16 protein-coding genes are annotated in these 21,487 nt (G+C 65.8%); 11 read left to right on the forward strand and 5 right to left on the reverse strand.

Going from position 1 to position 21,487, the window contains the following annotated elements; all coding sequences use genetic code 11:
* Positions 1-120: 120 nt before the first annotated feature.
* The 7 genes from FJ930_RS16155 to FJ930_RS16185 all read left to right on the forward strand — a co-directional run bounded on the left by FJ930_RS16155 (position 121) and on the right by FJ930_RS16185 (position 7,787).
* Positions 121-831 carry a hypothetical protein gene (locus FJ930_RS16155; RefSeq protein ID WP_141838979.1) on the forward strand — a complete coding sequence of 237 codons (711 nt, stop codon included), beginning with the start codon at positions 121-123 and terminating at the stop codon, positions 829-831.
* 133 nt (positions 832-964) lie between these two features.
* Positions 965-1,159, forward strand: coding sequence for a hypothetical protein (locus tag FJ930_RS16160; protein ID WP_246676931.1), 195 nt, complete (start codon positions 965-967; stop codon positions 1,157-1,159).
* Positions 1,160-1,181: 22 nt separating this feature from the next.
* Positions 1,182-1,448, forward strand: a complete 267-nt coding sequence (locus FJ930_RS16165) for a hypothetical protein (RefSeq protein WP_141838983.1) — start codon at positions 1,182-1,184, stop codon at positions 1,446-1,448.
* Entirely contained in the window at positions 1,432-2,703 is a 1,272-nt protein-coding gene (locus FJ930_RS16170; protein WP_141838985.1) for an efflux RND transporter periplasmic adaptor subunit, read from the forward strand. The genes FJ930_RS16165 and FJ930_RS16170 overlap by 17 nt, the downstream gene beginning before the upstream one ends.
* Positions 2,704-2,706: 3 nt before the next feature.
* Positions 2,707-5,862, forward strand: a complete 3,156-nt coding sequence (locus FJ930_RS16175; protein ID WP_141838987.1) for an efflux RND transporter permease subunit — start codon at positions 2,707-2,709, stop codon at positions 5,860-5,862.
* Positions 5,863-6,076: 214 nt separating this feature from the next.
* Positions 6,077-6,763 carry an aspartyl/asparaginyl beta-hydroxylase domain-containing protein gene (locus FJ930_RS16180; RefSeq protein ID WP_141838989.1) on the forward strand — a complete coding sequence of 229 codons (687 nt, stop codon included), beginning with the start codon at positions 6,077-6,079 and terminating at the stop codon, positions 6,761-6,763.
* 142 nt (positions 6,764-6,905) lie between these two features.
* Entirely contained in the window at positions 6,906-7,787 is an 882-nt protein-coding gene (locus FJ930_RS16185) for a DMT family transporter (RefSeq protein WP_141838991.1), read from the forward strand.
* Between the two features lie 193 nt (positions 7,788-7,980).
* On the opposite strand, the gene FJ930_RS16190 is transcribed toward FJ930_RS16185, so the two are convergent.
* Both FJ930_RS16190 and FJ930_RS16195 read right to left on the reverse strand, forming a co-directional pair.
* The gene (locus tag FJ930_RS16190; protein WP_141838993.1) at positions 7,981-11,649 is read right to left on the reverse strand and encodes an autotransporter domain-containing protein; all 3,669 of its coding nucleotides are present in this window, start codon (positions 11,647-11,649) and stop codon (positions 7,981-7,983) included.
* A gap of 235 nt (positions 11,650-11,884) precedes the next feature.
* On the reverse strand, positions 11,885-12,814 hold the full coding sequence (locus tag FJ930_RS16195; RefSeq protein ID WP_246676932.1) for a helix-turn-helix domain-containing protein: 930 nt from the start codon (positions 12,812-12,814) through the stop codon (positions 11,885-11,887).
* Positions 12,815-13,137: 323 nt separating this feature from the next.
* Here FJ930_RS16195 and FJ930_RS16200 point away from each other — a divergent pair, with 323 nt between their 5' ends.
* From FJ930_RS16200 to FJ930_RS16210, 3 genes are all read left to right on the forward strand, one after another.
* Positions 13,138-14,196, forward strand: coding sequence for a helix-turn-helix transcriptional regulator (locus FJ930_RS16200; protein WP_246676933.1), 1,059 nt, complete (start codon positions 13,138-13,140; stop codon positions 14,194-14,196).
* Positions 14,197-14,419: 223 nt separating this feature from the next.
* Positions 14,420-15,805, forward strand: a complete 1,386-nt coding sequence (locus FJ930_RS16205) for a nodulation protein NfeD (RefSeq protein WP_141838999.1) — start codon at positions 14,420-14,422, stop codon at positions 15,803-15,805.
* Positions 15,802-16,557: a slipin family protein gene (locus FJ930_RS16210; protein ID WP_141839001.1), complete on the forward strand. Its 756-nt coding sequence runs from the start codon at positions 15,802-15,804 to the stop codon at positions 16,555-16,557. Before FJ930_RS16205 ends, FJ930_RS16210 begins: the two co-directional genes overlap by 4 nt.
* A gap of 174 nt (positions 16,558-16,731) precedes the next feature.
* Here the strand turns inward: FJ930_RS16210 and FJ930_RS16215 are convergent, their stop codons facing one another.
* From FJ930_RS16215 to FJ930_RS16225, 3 genes are read right to left on the reverse strand one after another with little or no spacing between them, the layout of a single operon-like run.
* Complete coding sequence (locus tag FJ930_RS16215; protein ID WP_141839003.1) at positions 16,732-19,026, reverse strand: xanthine dehydrogenase family protein molybdopterin-binding subunit; 2,295 nt, start codon at positions 19,024-19,026, stop codon at positions 16,732-16,734.
* On the reverse strand, positions 19,023-20,006 hold the full coding sequence (locus FJ930_RS16220) for a xanthine dehydrogenase family protein subunit M (protein ID WP_141839004.1): 984 nt from the start codon (positions 20,004-20,006) through the stop codon (positions 19,023-19,025). The genes FJ930_RS16215 and FJ930_RS16220 overlap by 4 nt, the downstream gene beginning before the upstream one ends.
* Entirely contained in the window at positions 20,003-20,479 is a 477-nt protein-coding gene (locus FJ930_RS16225) for a (2Fe-2S)-binding protein (protein WP_140741468.1), read from the reverse strand. The genes FJ930_RS16220 and FJ930_RS16225 overlap by 4 nt, the downstream gene beginning before the upstream one ends.
* Before the next feature lie 377 nt (positions 20,480-20,856).
* On the opposite strand from FJ930_RS16225, the gene FJ930_RS16230 reads away from it, so the two are divergent.
* Entirely contained in the window at positions 20,857-21,483 is a 627-nt protein-coding gene (locus FJ930_RS16230; protein WP_141839005.1) for a TetR/AcrR family transcriptional regulator, read from the forward strand.
* Positions 21,484-21,487: the final 4 nt, after the last annotated feature.

The raw sequence follows: 21,487 nt of genomic DNA on the forward strand, positions 1-21,487 counted from the left end.
GGAAACATTCGGAAACAAATTGCCCCTTTGCGGAAACCTTCGGCAACAACCCGACGCGAAGCGGACAAACAGCCTTCCTATTCTCATGGCCATCCGATGCATGAGAGAAAGGAACACGTCATGCGAAGCAGACTTCTTGCGCTCGGCCTGTTTTCCGTCGCCGCCGTCCATCCAGCTCTGGCCGCGCAGTCCGATCCCGGCGCGCCCGGTGGGCCACCAGCCATGGCCATGCAGGATGGGCCTGACCATGGGCCGATGGCCTCGTGCGGCCAGAACGGGCCTGGCCCTCAGGGCTTTGGCCCGCATGGGCCGATGCGGCACGGTCCACGGGCCTGGGGCCCGCAGGGTTGGGGTGGGCAGGGCTTTGGCCCGGAAGGCTTTGGCCCGCACCGCATGGGGCCGCCGCCGGAATTCATGCTGGCGGCAAGGCTGGCGGTGCTCGAGACGCGCCTCGGCATCCGCGGCGAACAGCTCGACGCGTGGCGCGACTATACCAGCGCGCTGCAGGCGGTGCTTGCGCGTCCCGATCATGGTCCTGGCGGCTCCGAAGGCCCCGGTGCGGGTCCCGGCGGCAAGGCCGATCCCTTCGCCTTCCAGGAAAAGTTGGCCGACGACGTCACGGCGCGCGCGGCTTCGGCCGCCAGGCTGAAGGATGCGATCACCGCGCTGCGCGCCAAGCTCACGCCCGAACAGCTCGAAATCCTCGCTTCGGCGGAACGCCCGCATGGATCACCCCCCGGTCCCCTGGGCGGCCCGCCGGATGACGCAGCCGGCCAAGGGGGCCTGCCCAATGATGGCCCACCGCCGCCCCAGCCCGGGAACGGCGGATAATCCTGACCGGCCGCGCCGGCCGGCCCGATGTCCAACCCGTTCTCGGGCCGGCCGGTTCTCCTGGAATGGCGGCTCCGTGCCGCCATCCCACCGTTCGATCCCCCATGAAAGCACGGCAATGTGGGAAGCGCTGATGATGCTGCGGCTGATCGCGTCGGTCAGCCCGAAACTCTCGTTCGGCACGGCCGCGCCCGCGCGCATCATGCCGCTGGCCCTGCCGGTCGACACGCTGAAGGGCGCGATCCGCCTGGACTTCGCCGCCTGGCACCTGTCGCTGCCGGTCTCGCGGCCCAACGGCCACGGAGCTCATGACCGCAAGATCGCTTAAGGCATCGGCAAAGGCGCTTGGCATGTCTTCGATCATCGGCATAATGGCGCGGATGGGCATCGCGGCCACCAACTCGAACGTGTCGGGTTTATTTGGCCGAGAAGAAGGAGCGCGGCATGAGCCGCTTCGAAGTCTTGTTCGACGCGGGCCGTGTACCGGCGCGGCTTTCGCCATGACATCGATCGCCATTACCGGCGCACTCGTCGATCCTTTCAATTCCACCTTCGCGGACAGCCAGACGGCGACCAAAACTCCAGGGAGAGATCCAGGCCATGCCGATCCAGTCTAGTCATCCACGCCGCGTCGCCCCCTGGACGGCGGCGCTCACCGCTGCCCTTCTGCTGGCGGCCTGTTCGCAGGAGCAGGGCAAACCGCCCGCCGGCATGGGCGGCGTCGGCAAGCCGGAGGTCGGCGTCGTCACGCTGCATCCGCAATCGGTCGCGATCACGGCCGAATTGCCGGGACGCACGGCGGCTTCGCTGATCGCCGAGGTGCGGCCGCAGGTCGACGGCATCATCCAGCAGCGCCTGTTCAAGGAAGGCGCCGAGGTGGTGGTGGGACAGCCGCTCTATCTCATCGACCCGGCCAGTTACCAGGCCGCCTATGACAGCGCCGTCGCGGCCCAGCAGAAGGCGGAAGCGGCGGTGCCGACCGCGCAGGCCAAGTTCGACCGCTACGCCGGGCTCTTGAAGCAGAACGTTGTTTCCAAACAGGATTATGACGATGCCGCTGCCACGCTGGCGCAGGCCCAGGCGGATGTGGCCTCGGCCAAGGCCAGCGTGGAGACCGCGCGCATCAGCCTCAATCGCACCTCGATCACGGCGCCGATCGCCGGCCGCATCGACAAGTCCACGCTGACGCCGGGCGCGCTGGTCACCACCAACCAGGCTACCGTGCTCACCACCATCCGTTCGCTCGACCCGATCAATGTCGACGTCACGCAGTCGAGCACCAATCTGCTCAATCTGCGCCAGGCGATCTCGGAAGGGCGGCTGAAATTCAGCGGTCCCAATGTCAGCGTCAAGCTGAAGCTCGAGAACGGCACCATCTATGCGCAGACCGGTAAGCTGGAATTCGCCGGCGCCAATGTCGACCAGACCACGGGTACCTTCGCGCTCAGGGCCGAGTTCCCCAATCCCGACCGCCTGCTTCTGCCGGGCATGTATGTGCGGGCATTGGTCGAGGAGGGCGTCGCCCAGAACAGCTTCCTGGTGCCGCAGCGCGCCGTGACCCGCAACACCAAGGGCGAGGCGACCGCCATGGTCATCAACGCGCAGGGCAAGGTCGAGACGCGTGTGCTCGCGGTGCGCAACAGCGTCGGCAACAACTGGCTGGTGGATTCGGGCGTCGGCGACAACGACCGTGTCATTGTCGAGGGCCTGCAACTGGTGCGGCCCGGCGGCGATGCGACGGGTGTCGAAGTGACGATCGACGAGGCGACCGGCGAGGTCAAGGATCGCGGGCAGACGTCGGCCGCATCCGCCCCATCCAAGGTGGCCAGCGCCGGCCAGCAACCGGCGCCCGCCGCCTCGACCGGGAACTGAGCGATGTCCACATTCTTCATCAACCGGCCGATCTTCGCCTGGGTGATCGCCATCGTGATCATGCTGGGCGGACTGCTCGCGCTCACCACGCTGCCGATCTCGCAATATCCGCAGATCGCACCGACCACGGTCAACATCAGCGCCACCTATCCGGGCGCGGACGCCCAGACGGTGGAAAATTCGGTGACCAAGGTCATCGAGCAAGGCATGACCGGCATCGACAATCTCGATTACATGACGGCAACGTCGACCTCGACCGGTTCGGCCTCGATCACGCTGACCTTCACCAGCGCCGCCAATCCCGACACCGCCCAGGTGCAGACGCAGAACAAGCTGCAACTCGTCCAGTCGCAGCTGCCGCAAGTGGTGCAGAGCAACGGCATCACCGTCTCCAAATCCTCGACCGGCTTCCTGATGGTCATCGGTTTCGTCTCCAGCGACGGCAAGATGAACTCGACCGATCTGGCCGACTATATCGACTCCACCATCAACGATACACTGAAGCGCGTCGAAGGCGTCGGCTCGACGCAGCTTTTCGGCTCGGGCTATGCCATGCGCATCTGGCTCGACCCCGACAAGCTCGCCAAATATGCCTTGATGCCGAACGACGTGGCGGCCGCCATCCAGGCGCAGAACACGCAGGTCTCGGCCGGCCAGCTCGGCGGCCTGCCGGCGCGCAAGGGCCAGGAACTCAACGCCACGGTGACCGCCAAGAGCCGGTTGCAGACCGCGGAGCAGTTCCGCAACATCATCCTGAAGAGCCAGACGGACGGTTCGCTGGTCCGCCTCAACGATGTCGCCACGGTCGAGCTCGGCGCCAAGAGCTATACGACGCAAGCCCACTATAACGGCAAGCCGGCGGCCGGTGTCGCCATCAACCTGGCGACCGGAGCCAACGCCATCAACACCGCGGAGGCGGTGCGCTCGACGATCAATCGTCTGAGCTCGACCTTCCCGCAAGGAGTCGAGGTCGTCTATCCCTACGACACCTCGCCCTTCGTGCGGTTGTCGATCGAGGAGGTGGTCAAGACGCTGGCCGAGGCGATCGTGCTGGTGTTCCTGGTGATGTTCATCTTCCTGCAGAATTTGCGCGCCACCATCATCCCGACCATCGCCGTGCCGGTGGTGCTGCTCGGTACGTTCGGCGTGCTGTCGCTGTTCGGCTATTCCGTCAACACGCTGACCATGTTCGCCATGGTGCTGGCCATCGGCCTGCTCGTCGACGACGCCATCGTGGTGGTCGAGAATGTCGAGCGCGTGATGCAGGAGGAAGATCTGTCGCCGAAGGAGGCGACGGAAAAATCGATGAACGAGATCACCGGCGCGCTGGTCGGCATCGCCACCGTGCTTTCGGCCGTGTTCGTGCCGATGGCGTTCTTCGGCGGTTCCACCGGCATCATCTACCGGCAGTTCTCGGTGACCATCGTCTCCGCCATGGTGCTGTCCGTGCTGGTGGCGCTGGTGCTGACACCGGCCCTTTGCGCCACGATCCTGCGGCGGCCGAAGAACCATGCGACGCAGACCGGTCCGTTCGGCTGGTTCAACCGCATGTTCGATCGCGGCACGACAGCCTATCGCGATGGCTCGCATGGCATCATCAACCGGTCGTGGCGCTTCCTCGCCGTGTTCCTGGCCATCGTCATCGGCGTCGGCTGGCTGTTTGCCAGGCTGCCGAGTTCGTTCCTGCCGGAAGAAGACCAGGGCATCCTGATCACCAGCGTGCAGCTGCCGGTCGGCGCCACCCAGGACCGCACCGAGCGCGTGCTGGCACAGGTGACCGACCACTATCTGAAGGACGAAAAGGACGCGGTCGCGGGTGTCTTCACCGCATCGGGCTTCGGCTTCGGCGGCGCCGGGCAGAATGTCGGCATCGCCTTTGTGCCGCTGAAGGCTTTCGACCAGCGCAAATCTCCGGCCATGGCCGCGCAGGCGATCGCCGGCCGCGCCATGGGCGTGTTCAGGAAGATCAGGGACGCGCAGGTCTTCGCGCTTGCACCTCCGGCCATCCAAGGCTTCGGCAACACCAACGGCTTCGACTTCTACCTGCAGGATGTCAATGGCGCCGGTCACGACGCACTGATCCAGACGCGCAACCAGCTTCTGGGCCTCGCCGCGCAGAGCAAGGTGCTCGCCAATACCAGGCCCAACGGCCAGGAGGACCAGCCGCAATTCTCGGTCGACATCGACCAGGAAAAGGCAAGCGCGCTGGGCGTCAGCCTCGCCGACATCAACAACACGCTCTCGACCGCCTGGGGCAGCAACTACGTCAACGATTTCATCGATCGTGGACGGGTGAAGCCGGTCTATTTGCAGTCGGACGCCAACTTCCGCATGCAGCCGGAAGACCTGGACAAATGGCAGGTGCGCAATCCGAGCGGCGCCATGGTGCCGTTCTCGGCCTTCGCCTCCAGCCACTGGACCTTCGGCTCGCCCCGGCTCGAACGCTACAATGGTTCGGCGGCGGTCGAGATCCAGGGCGCGGCGGCGGCCGGGGTAAGTTCGGGTGCGGCGATGGACGAGATCGACAGGCTGGTCGCCCAGCTGCCTCCCGGCCATTCGCATGAATGGACCGGGCTGTCGCATCAGGAACGGCTTTCGGGCAACCAGGCGACGTCGCTCTATGCGATTTCGGCGCTGGTCGTGTTCCTGTGCCTTGCGGCACTTTATGAAAGCTGGTCGATCCCGTTCGCGGTCATGCTGTCGGTGCCGATCGGCATCTTCGGCGCGCTGCTGGCGGCAAGCCTGTTCGGCCAGACCAACGACGTCTATTTCAAGGTCGGCTTGCTGACCACGATCGGCTTGGCCGCCAAGAACGCCATCCTGATTGTCGAGTTCGCCATCGAGCGGCAAGCGGCTGGCATGGGGCTCGTCGAGGCGACGCTGGAAGCGGCGCGACAACGATTGCGGCCGATCCTGATGACGTCGCTGGCCTTCATCCTCGGCGTCACGCCGCTCGCGATCGCCAGCGGCGCCGGTTCCGGCGCGCAGAACTCGGTCGGCATCGGCGTCATGGGCGGCATGATCGCGGCGACCGTGATCGGCGTGTTCCTGGTGCCGCTGCTGTTCGTGACGGTGCGCAGGATCTTCAAGGGCAGGGCGGCCAGACAAGATCCGGGGCAAGATACCGACGAAACGCCGGTGACGGCCACCCAGCCATAGGGAAAGGTCCCATGACAGGTTTGGAACGTGGTCCGGTGGCCGCGGGGCGGCTCATTGCGCCCATGATATCGGAACGGCGCTGTCGACAGCAACAAGCCCGAGATCATCGACATCAAGACCGCGTCAAGGCTGGCCGGCCAACTCGTCACGCAGTGACTAAAATGTGTAAGCCGAAGCATCAGATGTTCGTTTATAGTATCGTCGAGGCCATGAAATGTCGCGCATTTACGATCTTGCATCCGATGTGATCCGGCGTGTCTATGAAAAACGGATAGACGCGCCGGCTATCCTTGATGCCGCCACCGAATTTCCGAACGCGGCGAAATTCACCAGCGCCTGGCGTGACATTCGAGGCGAGGCGCTTGGCGTGCGGCTGGGCCAGGCGCCGCGCTTCCACGACATCATGCCGGAGCAGGCCGAAATCTCGGCCAATGACGGTCTCGACTGGCGCATGTTCGTGCTCAAGGCCTACGATATCGCGGTGCCGGAGAACCTCGCGCGGATGCCGGTTCTTGCCCGGCTGCTGGCCGAATGCCCGGAAGTCAAATCGGCGGCGGTTTCCTTCCTGGCACCGCGCAAGCACATCCCCAGCCATCGCGGGCCTTTTCGGGGCATCATGCGATTTCACCTTGGCCTGGCCATTCCGCGGCAAGCGGATGGCCGCCCGGCAACCATCATGATGATCAATCATCAGGAGAAACGGATCACTGATGGCGAAGGCATGCTGTGGGACGACACATACCCGCACGAGGTGATGAACAACGCCGACGAGGCCCGGGTCGCCCTGCTGCTCGACGTCTGGCGCCCAAGCATGCCGCTGGACATGGAGATCCTGTCGCGGCTGATCCTGCTTGGCGTGCAAGCCGGGATGCGCCGCCGGGGCGTGTCATTTGCGGGCTGAGGCGGCGGCGACAGGCCGTTCGCCTCGCGCACCGGTCCTGACCCCATCAAGCCGTCTCCACTGCCTCACGACAGGCGGGCCGGTTCGGCCTATCCCGAGGCCGCCAGGGGCTGACGCCCCGCGGCATGGAGGATAACATCAAGTGACATTGACCCCGGTTGCCCGTCGCGAAGCGGCGCCTTTGCCCGTCGCGGCGCTGATGGGCGCCATGGTATCGATCCAGATCGGCGCCACCTTCGCCAAGACCCTGTTTCCCGTCATCGGCGCGCAGGGCACGACGACGCTGAGGCTGGTCATCGGCGCGCTGATGCTGATCGCGGTGCTGCGGCCTTGGCAGGTGCGGCCGTCGCGCGCCACCTTGCCGTGGCTCATCGCCTATGGCGTGACGCTTTGCGCGCTCAACCTCCTGTTCTATGCGGCGCTCGCCAGGATTCCGCTCGGCGTCGCGGTGGCGCTGGAGTTTTCCGGGCCGCTTCTGGTGGCGGCGCTGACCTCGCGGCGCGCCAGCGACTTCGCCTGGATCGCGCTGGCCGTGGCCGGGATCATCCTGCTTTCGCCCTTTGTCCACTCGCTGCAGCCGCTTGATCCGACCGGGGTGATGCTGGCCCTGGCGGCCGGCGGCTTCTGGGCGCTCTACATCGTGCTCGCCCAGAAGGCGGGCGCGGAACTCGGCAGCCGCACCACCGCCTACGGCATGGCGATCGCTGCCGTGCTGGTGCTGCCTTTCGGCGTGGCGGAGGCCGGAACGGGGCTGCTCGCGCCGTCGATCCTGGTCAGTGCGCTGCTGGTCGGCCTGTTCTCCAGCGCGCTGCCGTTCTGGCTGGAAATGGTGGCGCTGACCCGGATGCCGGCCCGCATCTACGGCACGCTGACCTGCCTGGAGCCGGGGCTCGGCGCACTTGCCGGCTTCCTGTTCCTGCACGAGAGGCTGGCCATGCCGCAACTTGCCGGCATCGCCGCCGTCATCGTCGCGGCCACCGGCACCGCGCTGACCTCGAGGCCGCCGGTGCCGTCGCCGGAGTAGGGGGATCGACGCACGTGCCGACTCATGCTGCAAAGCCGGCCCTAATCAAAGAGATAGAGCATGATGTCACACTTTTCGCCATCATGCTCCAGAGCGGTTCAGCGTTTGAGAGAACGTTGACCCGCTCCAACTCTTTGCTTTTACGCAATCCCGGACGGAAAACCGCTACGCACTTTTCCTGGATTGCTCCGGTTCAGAACCGCAGGCCCAGATTGATCTTCGCGCCCTGGTCGACCGTGCCGCCGCCGAATTGCCCGGTATAGGACAGGCCGAGCGTGGCATTGGCCGATATACCGAGGTCGAGGCCGGCCTCGACCACCGCCGCGTCCCTGGCGACAGGCACGCCGGCGATGGTGAAGGCGTCTCCGCCCTCGAAGGCGAAGCTGGAAGTCGGCGCGACATCGCCGATAGCGTGGCGCCAGCCGAGCATGCCGCGCGCGGTGGCGTCGATGCCGCCGAGCATGAAGCCCGTCGAGCCCCGCAGGCCGAGCGTGGTGAAGGTGGCGTTGGTGCTTGTGCCGGTGCTGGTCAAAGCCGACGCGCCGCCCGTTTCGGTGAAGCCGTCGGTATGCAGACTGACATAGGCCAGGTTGGCGAAGGGTTCGACCTTGAAGCGCCCGGCATCGGCCTTGTAGGCGAGTTCGCCGAACGCTTGCGCCGTGCCGGCGTCGTAATCGGCCGAGAGCTGATCGGCAAAACCGGTGAAGGCGACGGAGCGCTTTGTCGAGAGGCTGCTCCAGCTGTAGGCCGCGCCGCCGCGGAAGGCGATGGCACCCCAATTGGTGCCGCCATAGAGGCCAAGATGATAGCTGTCGCTCTTGCCGGAGGCGTTTCGGGCGTCCGCATCGAAAGAGGAATGGCTGTAGCCGCCGATGAGGCCGACGCGCCAGCCGCCGACCAAGGTGTCGGCGCCGGCCAGCAGGCCGCCGGTCGAGCGGTCGAAGGCGGCGGCGTTACCATCGCTGTCCTTGTTGCCCCAAGAACCAAAGCCCTGGCCCCAGACGGCGAAGCGATCGGTGTCGGCGGCGACCATCTCCGGTCCACCCTCGCCATAAGCCATGACCGGCAGTGCCGCCGCACCACTATCGCCGAAGGCCGCGGCGATGCGATTGCTGGCGGCGTCGCGGATGAAGCGGCTGTCGTCGAGCAGCATGCCCTTGGCAGAGGCGTGGATCTCACCCGAGAGCTGGTCGAAGGCCGCCTGGGCAGCGGTTTCGCTGGGCAGGCCCATAATGGCATCAAAGAGCGGATTGCCGCCGCCAAGGCTCTCGGCACCGCCGCCGGTGGCGCTCTGGTTGGGCGTCAGGCCGACCTCGGCGAAGGACTTTGCCTGCACCACATCGAGATAGACATGCGTCGGGTCGTAATTGGCGATAAGGCCGATGAAGGGGCCGGCCCCGCTGAGCGTGTAGGTGCCGGTGACGCCGGTATCGGCCTGCAGCACGGTGTAGTGCGTGCCCAGCACGTAAGGCGCGGCATCCGTCTTGACCACGTCGAGGACCGCGCCGGCGGCGAGCGTCGCCGTGCCCGTCGCCTGGATGAGGTCGGACTGGCCGGTCGATGTCAGTTCGACCTGGTAGATCGAGCCCGCCGCCTGGCCGATGTCGCCCGCGACAGCGAGGGTGCCGATCGAATTGCCCGGTGCGATGATACCGCCCGACTGCGCGACGATGCCGCCAACCGTGCCGTTGCCGCCCAGCGTGCCGCCCGAGATCGTCACCAGAGAGTTGGCCAGCGACCCATTCACGGCCAGCCGCCCGCCGCTCACATTGGTTGCACCGGTGAAACCGCTCGAATCGGCGGTCAGGTTCGTCGTGCCGGCGATCTGGTTGACCATGCCCGCGCCGCTGATCGCCGACGCGAACGTGTAGTTCGTGTCTGTGTGATTGAAGTTGATCGCGCCGGTTCCCGCACCGAACTGGATGCTCGAAGCGTTCAGCGTGCCGGCGGCCGCCGCGGGCGATCCGCTCGCCGCGCCGATGTTCAGCGTGCCGACGGAGCCCGCCAGGGCGGCGATGTTGACCACGCCGCCGGCCGACACCACGCCGCCATTCGCGATCGTCAGTGTGCCAGTGCCACTGATGCCGACATTGAGATCTCCGCTATTGGTCCAGGTTGAGCCCGCGCCGCCGACGTCAGCGGTACCGGTGGACCCGGCATAAAAGCCCAGACAGCCATCGGTGTCGGCGACCTTGCCGCCATTCGAGACGATCAATGAGCTCGTGCCGCGCTGACCGACAATAAGGAGGCTGCCGCTGGTCCAGGTTGAGCCCGCGCCGCTGACCGTCGCCGAACCCGTCGACGCGACATCAAAGCCCAGATAGCCGGCATTGCTGGTGACTGTACCGCCGTTCGAGATCGCCAGCGTGCCGGTGCCGTAATCGCCGACAACCAGCAATCCGCTGTTGGTCCATGTCGAGCCCACGCCGTCGACGAATACCATGCCGGTCGAGCCTGCTTTTGCGCCAATGGTCCCCGCGCCATTGCTGACGGCGCCGCCATTCGAAATCGTCAACGTGCCCGTGCCGGCGTCCCCGACAAAGAGGCTCGACGCGACGCTCCAGATCGAACCTATGCCATCGACCGTCGCCGCGCCGGTCGAGCCCGCATTGGCACCGACAAAGCCGATGTTGCTGCTGACAAGACCGCCGTTCTGGATGCTCAGTATGCCAGTGCCGTCATTTCCAACGTAGAGGCCGTCCGTGTCGCTCCAGGTCGATCCGCTTCCGGTGACCGTAAGGGTGCCGCTCGAACCGGGATTGACGCCGATGTAGCCCGACGCAGCGCTCACTGCGCCGCCGTTCTGGATCGTCAGCGCGCCGTCACCGCGATAGCCGATGGAGAGAAAGCCGGAATTGGTCCAGTGCGAGCCCGCGCCGTCCACCGTCGCGGCGGCAGCCGGGCTGAAATTGGCGCCGATATAGCCGTTGGTGTTGCTCACCATGCCACCGCTCTGGACCGTCAGCGTGCCGGCGCCGTCCCAGCCGACATAGAGCTCGCCGGAATTGGTCCAGGACGAGCCGGCGCCGGCGACTGTCACAGCGCCGGTCGTGCCGGATTTGGCGCCGACGATGCCACTGTCGTTGCTCACCACGCCGCCGTTCTGGATCGTCAGCGTGCCGGCGCCGCCCCAGCCGACAAGGAGATTGCCGGAATTGGTCCAGGACGAGCCGGGGCCGGTCACCGTCGCTGCGCCATTGGAACCGGCCTGCTCACCAATCGAGCCGAAGGAATTGCTGACAGCGCCGCCATTGGAGATCGCCAGCGTGCCGGTGCCGGCATGGCCGATGAAGAGCGCCCCGCTATTGGTCCAGGTCGAGCCGGGCCCGTCGACCGTCACGGTGCCGGTGCCCAGACCGTAGCCGACATGACCCACGGTGTCGCTCACAGCGCCACCGTTCGAGATCGTCAAGGTGCCGGTGCTGTTCGTACCCGAGGCAAGGAAAAGGTCGGAACTGTTGCTCCAGATCGAGCCTGCTCCAATGACGCTCACCGTGCCGCTCGCGTTCGAAACGTAGCCGAGATAGCCGGCGGTGTCGGAGAGGGTGCCGCCGTTCGTAATCGTCAGCGAGCCTGTGTAACCGGCAATGGTGCCGACAAACAGATAGTGCGCGGCTGCATTCGGCGCATTGACCACCGCCGGATGCGGGAACGTGGCATCGAGAGTAACGTCGTCGCTCGATATCGGAACAGCGGCGGGGTTCCAGTTTCCGGGGGTAAACCAGTTCGTGGAGGCGGCGCCGGTCCAGCTATCGGCGGCCGATGCGGCGATCGACTGGCCAAGGCCGATCAGCGCCGTCGAAGCCAACGCCAGATATTTCAACGCCTTCATCTTGCGGCCTTCAAATCCATTCTGCGGCATTCAATCCCCTGACCTGGCAGTCGTTGCACCCTGAGGCTGACATGTCATCGGCGCCGGCTGTTGTCTTGGGCAGGGCAGCACTGGAATTGGACTGGAGTGAAATGCCGTGCCTTTTCCGCGCACTGTGGCCGTTTGGTTCCATCGATCGCCGCCGGCGCCATGGCTTTTCGGCCTTTCAAGGAGAGGGAATCAGACATGGCGCGCCGGTTTGCCGGTTGCCGGAGGGTGTCCAGGTCTATCTGGCCCCGGTCGGCGTGTGGCCGAAGCGGCGACGGAAGCAGCGGTTGAAATAGGACACGTCGCTGAATCCGCTTATCATGGCGATGTCGCTGACCCGCATGTCGTCATTGTGTCTGTGCGAAAGCATCTTGTGGGCTCGCTGCAAGCGCAGCTCGAGAACGCGCTCGGTGAAGCTGGTGCCCGTCTCCTGAAGGAGATCGTGGACGTAGCGCGCCGACAGGCCGAGTTCTTGCGCGACACCTTGGGCGGAGATGCCGGGGTCGGCAAAGTTGTCGGCGATCTTCGACAGGATCGCCTGCAGCCTGGCGGCGCGCAGGCCCCGAAGGCCGGCCAGTTCGGCAGCCTGACCTTTGGCGCCGGTCACCAGGCCAATCAAATCGACGATCGTCTCCGTCGCGTGGGCTATGAGATCGGGCGAGGCGAGCGGGCGGCCGGTTTCAAGAAGCAGGCAATACCGCTTGAGAAGATCGAGAGCTTCGTTGTCGGCGTCGATCTTCAACGCCAGCCTGTCGTCGATCTGCGGGAAGGCCTTGGAAAGGATGGCGCTCGGGACCACCACATTCGCCCATACATTCCTGTCCGCGCCGCCCATTTTCAGTGCTTCCGACGCGGTGACCAGCACGGCTTCTCCCTGACCGATGCCATATTCGCGGCCGACCTGAGCCCCGGACAACACGGTGTCGGCCTTGTTGATCAGCAGCAGATAGCCGTCATTGTCGTCTTCGGCGATGTTGCTCGCCTTCCTCGTCGCATGCTTGATGGTTCCAGACATCTGGCCAAGAACCAGCGGCCCGACAGCCGTGGCTTCGATCGCGGCTTCGAACGGCAGATTTTGCGATATGCCGTACTCGACCGACCATATTTCCGCGACATGAATGTCTTGCCAGAGGGAAAATCGTTCGCGTTCGTCAAGATGTGATGGCAATTGAGCCGATGAAAACACCGTCTTTCGCGACAATGTAGGACCCCAACAGAGCACCCAGTTTCAAAAAAATCGAACGCGATGCTTTCCATTGTGAGAATAACCGGCAACAGTGGCCGCCTGGCGTTCAATTGATCGAATTGAACCTTTAATCGAGAGCGACCGCGCCTGGCGTCATCCGAAAGTATGACGCCGCAAGATCCGCCAGCGGCGGGATCGGGGGCATGCTTGGAGGCGTGATGGAGAGACCAAGCAGCGAAGTCCTTTCTTCGATTATCGGCGATATCTATGATTGCGTTTTGAACCCCGACGGTTGGGCCGGGGTGATGACCCGGATCACAACGGCTGTCGATGCCGCCTATACCACCATCGCGCTTGCCAGCACCGACGGTAATCATGGCCGCTTCGCGGCCCAATCGCCCTGGGATCCGGAGCAAATGCGCGTGCTCCAGGATGATTATGACTTCGACACGATTCCGGGGCTGAAGGCCGCGGTCGTCGGAGACGTCGACACTCCTGTCGCCACGCTGTCTCAGATGAGCGAGGCCGAACTCCAGCAGACGCCGTTTTTTCAGAATTGGGCCAAACCGCAGGGGTTGCGTGAAGGCTGCATCACCAAGTTCGTTCATACATCGGACCGGATCGGGCTCGTGGGCTGCACCACGCGGGCCACGAGGGCGGCCATCTCAGCCGAAGATCAGCGTTTCCTGGCATTGCTCTCGCCGCATCTGCGCCGTGCGTCGCTGATTGGAGACCTGCTCGATCAGACACGCGTTACCGCCAATCTTTATCGCCAGGCGCTCGACCATCTGGCGGTGCCTGTCGTTCTGACCGGCGCCAATGGCGCCATCCTCCACGCGAACGGGGCCGCCGAACGGATGTTTTCGATGCAAGGCCCGATTCTTTCGAGGAAGGGCCTGCTTCAGGTGCAAAATCCGGCGGTGGCCCGTCCCCTGCTGGATGCGATCGCCAGTGCCGCGAGCGCGGATGCCTCGCTTGGCGCCCGAGGCATAGGCCTGCCCATTTCGGCCCCAGGTCAGCCGCCGGCCGTCGCCTATGTACTGCCGTTGACCGAAGGAACCGCCCGCGCGGTTTTCCGGCCCGCATGCGCCGCCGTCTTCGTGTCGACCACGACGTCCGCTTCGCCACTGCCGGAAGCCGTTCTCACCACACTGTTCGACCTTACCCCCGCGGAGGCGCGGGTGCTGCTGCGCATCGGCAGCGGATTGTCCGCGTCGCAGAGCGCATCGTCGCTCGGCATCGGCGAAAACACCCTGAAGACACACCTCAACCGCATCTTCGCCAAAACCAGCACGAGGCGCCAGGCCGATCTCGTCAAACTCGTTTCGGACATCGGCACGCCGCTGGCAGCTGATTGGCGCTGAAGCCGCCGATCTGCTCCGCAGGGGAGACCGGCGATTGGGCGCGTTCGCAGTCCCGAGCCCCGTGATTTGCGCTCGCTCCTGAGGGGCCGGAATTCTTGGCGCGTTCTCTCCGGCCTGCCGGCCACCTTGCCATCTCGGCCGTCGCTTCGGCCGCGACGATCGCCGATGTCCTCTATGGACTCGCCAAAATACAACCCCATATTGAATCGATGGAGCTTTGAGCGTGACCTTCGCGCGGGTGGCCCTTCTTGGCGCGGCCTTCGTCGTCGCGGCTGTCCTTTGTCCCTTCTCTTCGGCCGGGAGCGAGAGGGTTGCCTTGAGCGTCGCCATTGACGGCGCCATCGGGCCGGCAAGCAGCAGGCAGCTTGAGGAAGCGCTTGATGCCGCGGCCAAACGGGACGCGGCAGTGCTTATCCTGCAGCTCGATACGCCGGGCGGGCTGGTCACCTCGATGCGCGAGATGATCGCCGACATACTGGCGTCGCCGGTGCCCGTCATCGGCTATGTCGCGCCGGCCGGCGGCCATGCGGCGAGCGCCGGCACCTACATCCTTTACGCCACCCATCTCGCTGTCATGGCGCCCGGCACCAATCTGGGTGCCGCGACGCCGGTGGAGATTGGCGGGCTGCCGTCCCTTCCAGGCGGGGACAAGGGCGACCAGAAGGGCCAGGGCGACCAGAAGGACGCCAGTGGACGGCCGGCGGGCGACGCGATGATGGCAAAGGTGACCAATGACGCCGTCGCCTTGATCCGTTCGCTCGCCGAACTGCGCGGTCGCAATGGCGACTGGGGCGAGAAGGCCGTGCGCGAGGCGGCGAGCCTTTCGGCCAATGCGGCGCTGCAGGAACATGTGATCGACTTCGTCGCCCGCGACACCACCGAGCTCCTGCAACTGGCCGATGGGCGCACCGTCGATGTGGCCGGCAGGAAAGTTGTGCTGGCGACGAAAGGGTTGCCGGTCGAGACGCTGGAGCCCGGCTGGTTCATCCGGCTGCTTTCCATAATCACCGATCCCAACACCGCCGTCATCCTGATGCTGGTCGGCGTCTATGGCATCGTCTTCGAGTTCACCAGCCCGGGTGCCGTGGCGCCCGGCGTCATCGGCACCATCTGTCTCGTGCTCGGCCTCTACGCGCTCGATCTCCTGCCGATCAACTATACCGGCCTTGCGCTGATGTTGCTCGGCGTCGTCTTTCTCATCATCGAGGCCTTCAATCCCACCGTCGTGCTTGGGCTCAGCGGCGTGGCCGCCTTTCTGTTCGGCGCCACCATGCTGCTCAGGGTCGAAGGGCCGGGCTTTGCCATGTCATGGGCGGTCATTGGTCCCGCCGCCGCGCTGACGCTTGGATTGGCGCTGCTGAGCGGCACCTATCTCTGGGCGGCGCGCAAGAACCCGCCGCGCGTCGGCGGCGAGGCGATGCGCGGCCAGCCGGCCGAGATCCTCGACTGGCAGGGCGGCGAGGGCCATGTGTTGGCCCTGGGCGAGCGCTGGCGGGCGAAGGCCGACGAACCGATCGCGGCCGGCGACAGCGTCGAGGTGACCGGCATCGCCGACCTCGTGCTGACCGTGCGGCGGCGCGACACGGGAAGGAATGGAGCAAGACAATGATGATTGGTTACGTGGCCTATCTGATCGTCGCGCTGGTCGTGATCATCTTCCTGTCCGCGTCCATCCGCATCCTCCGGGAATATCAGCGCGGCGTTGTCTTCACGCTCGGCCGCTTCACCGGGGTCAAGGGGCCGGGTCTCATCATCCTCGTTCCCTTCGTCCAGCAGATGGTGAAGGTGGACCTGCGCGTGGTGGTGCAGGACGTGCCGCCGCAGGATGTGATTTCGCGCGACAACGTCTCGGTGAAGGTCAACGCGGTGCTCTATTTCCGCATCGTCGACGCCGAGCGGGCGGTCATCCAGGTCGAGGACTTCATGGCCGCCACCAACCAGCTGGCGCAGACCACGCTGCGCTCGGTACTCGGCAAGCACGAGCTCGACGAGATGCTGGCCGAGCGCGACAGGCTCAACAGCGACATCCAGGAAATCCTCGACCAGCGCACCGATGCGTGGGGCATCAAGGTGTCCAATGTCGAGATCAAGCATGTCGACCTCAACGAAAACATGATCCGCGCCATCGCCAAGCAGGCCGAGGCCGAGCGGCTGCGGCGCGCCAAGGTGATCAACGCCGATGGCGAGCAGCAGGCGGCGGCGAAACTGGTCGAGGCGGGCCGCATGCTGGCGGCCGAGCCGCAGGCCATGCAGCTGCGCTATTTCGAGGCCTTGCACGATATCGCCGGCGAGCGCTCCTCCACGGTGGTGTTCCCGTTGCCGGTGGATCTGCTCAGCCAGTTCCTGAAGCAGGGGACGTGATGGAGGAGTGCGTAATCTCCCCCCTCGAGGGGGAGATGGCCGGCAGGCCAGAGGGGGTCGGTTCGACCGGGCTGGCCTTGCCTGCGCCGCAAGGGGAGTCGGCGCTCCACGCGCGGCGACCCCCTCTGTCGCCTTCGGCGACATCTCCCCCTCGAGGGGGGAGATTATTCAGTTCTAAATCAACTTCTCCAGCGTGATCGGCAGATCGCGCACCCTCTTGCCCGTGGCGTGGAACACCGCGTTGGCGATTGCCGGGGCGACGCCGACGATGGCGAGTTCACCGACGCCCTTGCCGCCGAGCACCGAGGAATGCGGGTCGGGGATGCCGACCGAGATCACCTCGATGTCGGGAATGTCGGCATTGGTCGGCACCAGATAGTCGGCAAGGTTGTTGTTGACGATGCGGCCGTGGCGGCGGTCCATGATGCCTTCTTCGAGCAGCGCCTGGCCGATGCCCATGATGATGCCGCCCTTCCACTGGCTTTCGGCGAGCTTCGGGTTGTAGAGCCGGCCCGAATCCAGCGCCGACACCACGCGCGACACGCGCACCGTGCCGAAATCCTCGTCGACGCGCACCTCGACGAAATGCGCGCACCAGGAGTGGCGGGAATAGTCGCCCTCGGTATGCGGCAGCGCCATGGCGATGGTGGTGTAGTTCTTGTAGCGGTCCTCGGCGCTCGAATTGGCCGGCATGGTGTCGCCCATCGCTTCGATGTGGTCGCGCCCAACGTTTTTGAGCAGTTCGGCGATCGAGACATCGGGGCCGTCGCCGCGCGGCGCGGTGATACGGCCGTTGGCGACGACCAGCGTGTTGGCCTGCAGCGCGTGGAAGGGCGAGCGCGGATCGCTGATCGCCAGCCCCACCAGCTGGTCGAGCGCCGCGCTCGCCGCCTTGTGGACCGCACCCGTCATGACGCCTGCCAGCCGCGAGCCGCCGGCGACGCCGGCGCGGGGAAAGCGGGAATCGCCGAGCTTCACCACCACGTCGTCGGCGGCCACGCCGACCGTCTCTGCGGCGGTCTGCGCCAGGATGGTGTAGGTGCCCTGGCCCATGTCGATCGAGGAGCTTTCGACCTCGACCGAGCCGTTGGCCAGGATGCGCACGACCGCCTCGCCATAGGCGCGCCGCACCGGATAGGTGCCGGCGGCGACACCCCAGCCGATCAGCTGGTTGCCGTCGCGCATCGAGCGTGGCTCCGGCGTGCGCCTGGCCCAGCCGAAGCGCTCGGCGCCCACGGCAAAAGCCTCGCGCAACTGCCTGGTCGACCAGGCTTTTTTCGCTTCCGGATCCTGTTCGGCGTAGTTCCGCAGCCGGATCTCCAGCGGATCGATGCCGACCTCGTAGGCGAGTTCGTCGATGGCGCTTTCGATGCCGAAGGCGCTCGGGTTTTCGCCCGGCGCGCGCATGGCGCCCGGCACCACCGAATTCACCCGCACGACATTCTGCCTGGAGGAAAAATTCGGCGTCGCATACATGATCGAGGTGACCGATCCGAGAGGCTCGACCCACATGCCGTCGATCGATGTTTCATTCACGCCGCGATGCACGATCGACTGTATCAGGCCGTCATGGTCGGCGCCGATCGTCACCGTCTGCCGGGTCGCGGCGCGGCCGCCGTAACCGGTGAAGGTTTGCGGGCGCGTCATCACCAGCCGCACCGGACGGCCGAGCATCTTGGCGGCACATGCCGCTACCGCGCCATGGCTGAGCGCCAGCGCCTTGGAACCGAAGCCGCCGCCAATATAGGGCGAGACCAGCCGCACATTCTCGAACGGCACGCCGAACCATTCGGCATAGGTGCGGGCCATGCCGTCCAGCCACTGGCTCGGCTCCCACACGGTCAGCCTGTCGCCCTCCCAGCGCGCGATCAGGCCATGCGGCTCCATCGGCGCCTGGTATTCGCGCGGCGTGTTGTAGGCGGCGCAGATCCGCACCGGGGCCGAGGCGAAGGCGGCCTGGGCGTCGCCCCATTCCTTCGTCATGGCGTCGATCGAGATGCCGTCGCCGGCCTTGCCGTCGCTGAGGTCGACGATGGCCGGCGTTTCGTCATAGCTGACCTTGACCAGCGCCGCCGCGGCGGCCGCCTGCTCGAAGGTCTCGGCGATGACAGCGGCGACATGCTGACCCGAGAAGGCGATGTCGCGCGCCAGCGGGCAATAGGGCTTGTCCGGCGGCGGCGTGCCGAACCAGTCCGACGCGCTCCTGAGGCTGATGATGGTGTCAGGTGTGAGCACTCGCAGCACGCCCGGTGCCGCCTCGGCCGCCGTGGTGTCGATCGCGCGCACCTTGCCCGATGCAATCGTGCTTTCGACCAGCACGCCATAGGCGAGGCCTTCGAGCTGCTGCTCGACGGCGTATTTCGCCGCGCCGGTGATCTTGGCCGGGCCGTCGACGCGCGACAGCCGGCCGCCGACGGCTTCCGCCAGCGCGCCATCGGACGCATCGCCATGTCTTGTGTGAACGGTCATGCCGCTTCTCCCAATTTGAGGATGGCGCGCGCGACGACGCGCGGCGCGAGCTCGATCTTGTAATGGTTGGCGCCATGGTCGACGGCGCCCTCGACGGCGAGCCGGCTGGCGGCCCGCACCGCGTCCGGCTCAAGCACCTTGCCTTTCAAGGCGTCTTCGACCGCGCGCGCCCGCCAGGGCTTGGTCGCGACGCCGCCGAGCGCCACGCGCAGGTCGCGGATGGTGCGGCCATCGGCTTCCAGTTCGAGCCCGACGGCGGCACTGGCCGCGGCGAATTCGTAGGACTGCCGGTCGCGGATCTTTAGATAGGTCGAGCGGCGGGCTGCGGCGGAGGAGGGGATTTCGATGGCGGTGATCATCTCGCCCGGTTCGATCGCGTGTTCCCTGTCCGGGGTGGTGCCGGGCAGCAGGAAAAAGTCATCCACCAGGATACGCCGATCACCGAGATGGGCGGTCGCGTCGAAGGCGACCAGCGCGGTGGCGAGGTCACCGGGGTACATGGCGATGCAGGCTTCGCTGGTGCCGAGCACGGCGTGTCCCCTGGTGACGCCGCCGATCGCCGAACAACCGCTGCCGGGCTGCCGCTTGTTGCAGGCCGGAAAGTTGGCGGGGTCGCGGAAATAGGGGCAGCGCGTGCGCTGCATAAGATTGCCGCCGATGGTCGCCATGTTGCGGATCTGCGCGGAAGCCGCCTGCCACAGCGCCTCCGAGACGGCAGGGAAGCGGCTCTTGATGTCGGCATGGTCGGCGACACGACCCATGCGGGCGAGCGCGCCGATGGTGGCGCCGCGCTCGTCGACCGCGATCCGGTCCAGCCCCTTGAGATGGGTGATGTCGACCAGCGTGTCGGGTTCGGCGACGCCGCATTTGGCGAGGTCGATCAGCGTGGTGCCGCCGGCCAGCAGCATGGCGCCGGGCAGGGCGGCGGCCTCGCGCGCTGCGTCCGTCGAGGTGGCTCGAAGATAGGAAAAATCCCTCATGACGCGACCTCCAGGGCTGCCTGGCGGACGGCGGCGACGATGTGTGGATAGGCGCCGCAGCGGCAGAGATTGCCGGCCATGTATTCGCGGATCTCATCATCCGAGCCGGCATGGCCCTCGCGGATGCAGGCGACCGCCGACATGATCTGGCCGGGCGTGCAATAGCCGCACTGGAAGGCATCCTGTTCGAGGAAAGCAGCCTGCACGGGATGCAGTTCGCCCTCCCGTGCAAGCCCCTCTATGGTGGTGATGGCGCGGCCCTCGGCCTGCGCGGCCAGCGTGAGACAGGCCAGCACGCGCTCGCCGTCGACATGCACGGTGCAGGCACCGCACTGGCCGTGGTCGCAGCCCTTCTTGGTGCCGGTCAGGCCAAGGCGGTCTCGCAAGGCATCGAGCAGCGTGACACGCGGCTCGATCCGCAATTCGTGATGGTGGCCGTTGATGTCGAGATGGACGGGGATTGTGTTTGTCATGGGCGTCTGGCTCCAGTTGCTTGACGCGGATCGGAATGAATTGGGGTTGGGCTAGGTGAGGGCAAGGGCGCGAAGGGCGTAATCTCCCCCCTCCAGGGGGAGATGGCCGGCAGGCCAGAGGGGGTCGGTTCGCATGGAGCGCTAACCGGCAACCGTCGCAAGAAGCCGCGTCCGGTCGAACCGACCCCCTCTGTCGCCTTCGGCGACATCTCCCCCTCGAGGGGGGAGATTAAACGCTCGGCGGTTTGCGGACGTGACATACCGGTTCCCCTGCTTATATGATAAAGGCACTCCACTAAAGCGGAGGCGCCTCCGTTTATTACGTGGGGGCTGACCCGGCCGGGTTCAAGCCCCATATTTCGACAGTGGAGAAAAAGTTGGCCGTTGAGCCGTCGATCATTACTGAACAAACCGCCACGGCGGGCAAGCCGCTGCGCGCGGATGCCCGGCGCAACCGCGACCGGCTGGTCGAGGTGGCGGCGGAGGTGTTCGCCGAGCGCGGCATCGATGCCTCGCTGGAGGAGATCGCACGTCGCGCCGGCGTCGGCATTGGCACGCTCTACCGGCATTTCCCGACGCGCGAGCATCTGGTCGAGGTGGTCTATAGGCGTGAGGCGGAGGGGTTGTGCGCGGCGGCCGGCGAGCTTGCGGCCAAATATCCCTCCGATGTCGCGCTGGAAGAATGGATGCGCCGCTTCGTCGACTATATCGCCACCAAGCGCGGCCTGGCGACCAGCCTGCGCATCCTTCTCACCACCAATTCGACGCTCTTCTCCGACACGTCGGGACGGGTGTCGCAGGCGCTGCGGCATCTGGTCGAAGCGGCGGTGGCCGACGACACCATCCGCGGCGACGTCGACGCCTCGGACGTGCTGCACGCGCTCGGCGGGATCTACTCCGCGCCGGACACGCCGGAGTGGCGCGACCGCTCGCGCCGGCTGGTCAAGCTGTTGATGGACGGCTTGCGGTTCGGGGCGGGCACATCAATGAAGGCCGATCGCTGACCGA

The organism is Mesorhizobium sp. B2-4-15 (assembly GCF_006658505.1).
Classification (GTDB): Bacteria; Pseudomonadota; Alphaproteobacteria; order Rhizobiales; family Rhizobiaceae; genus Mesorhizobium.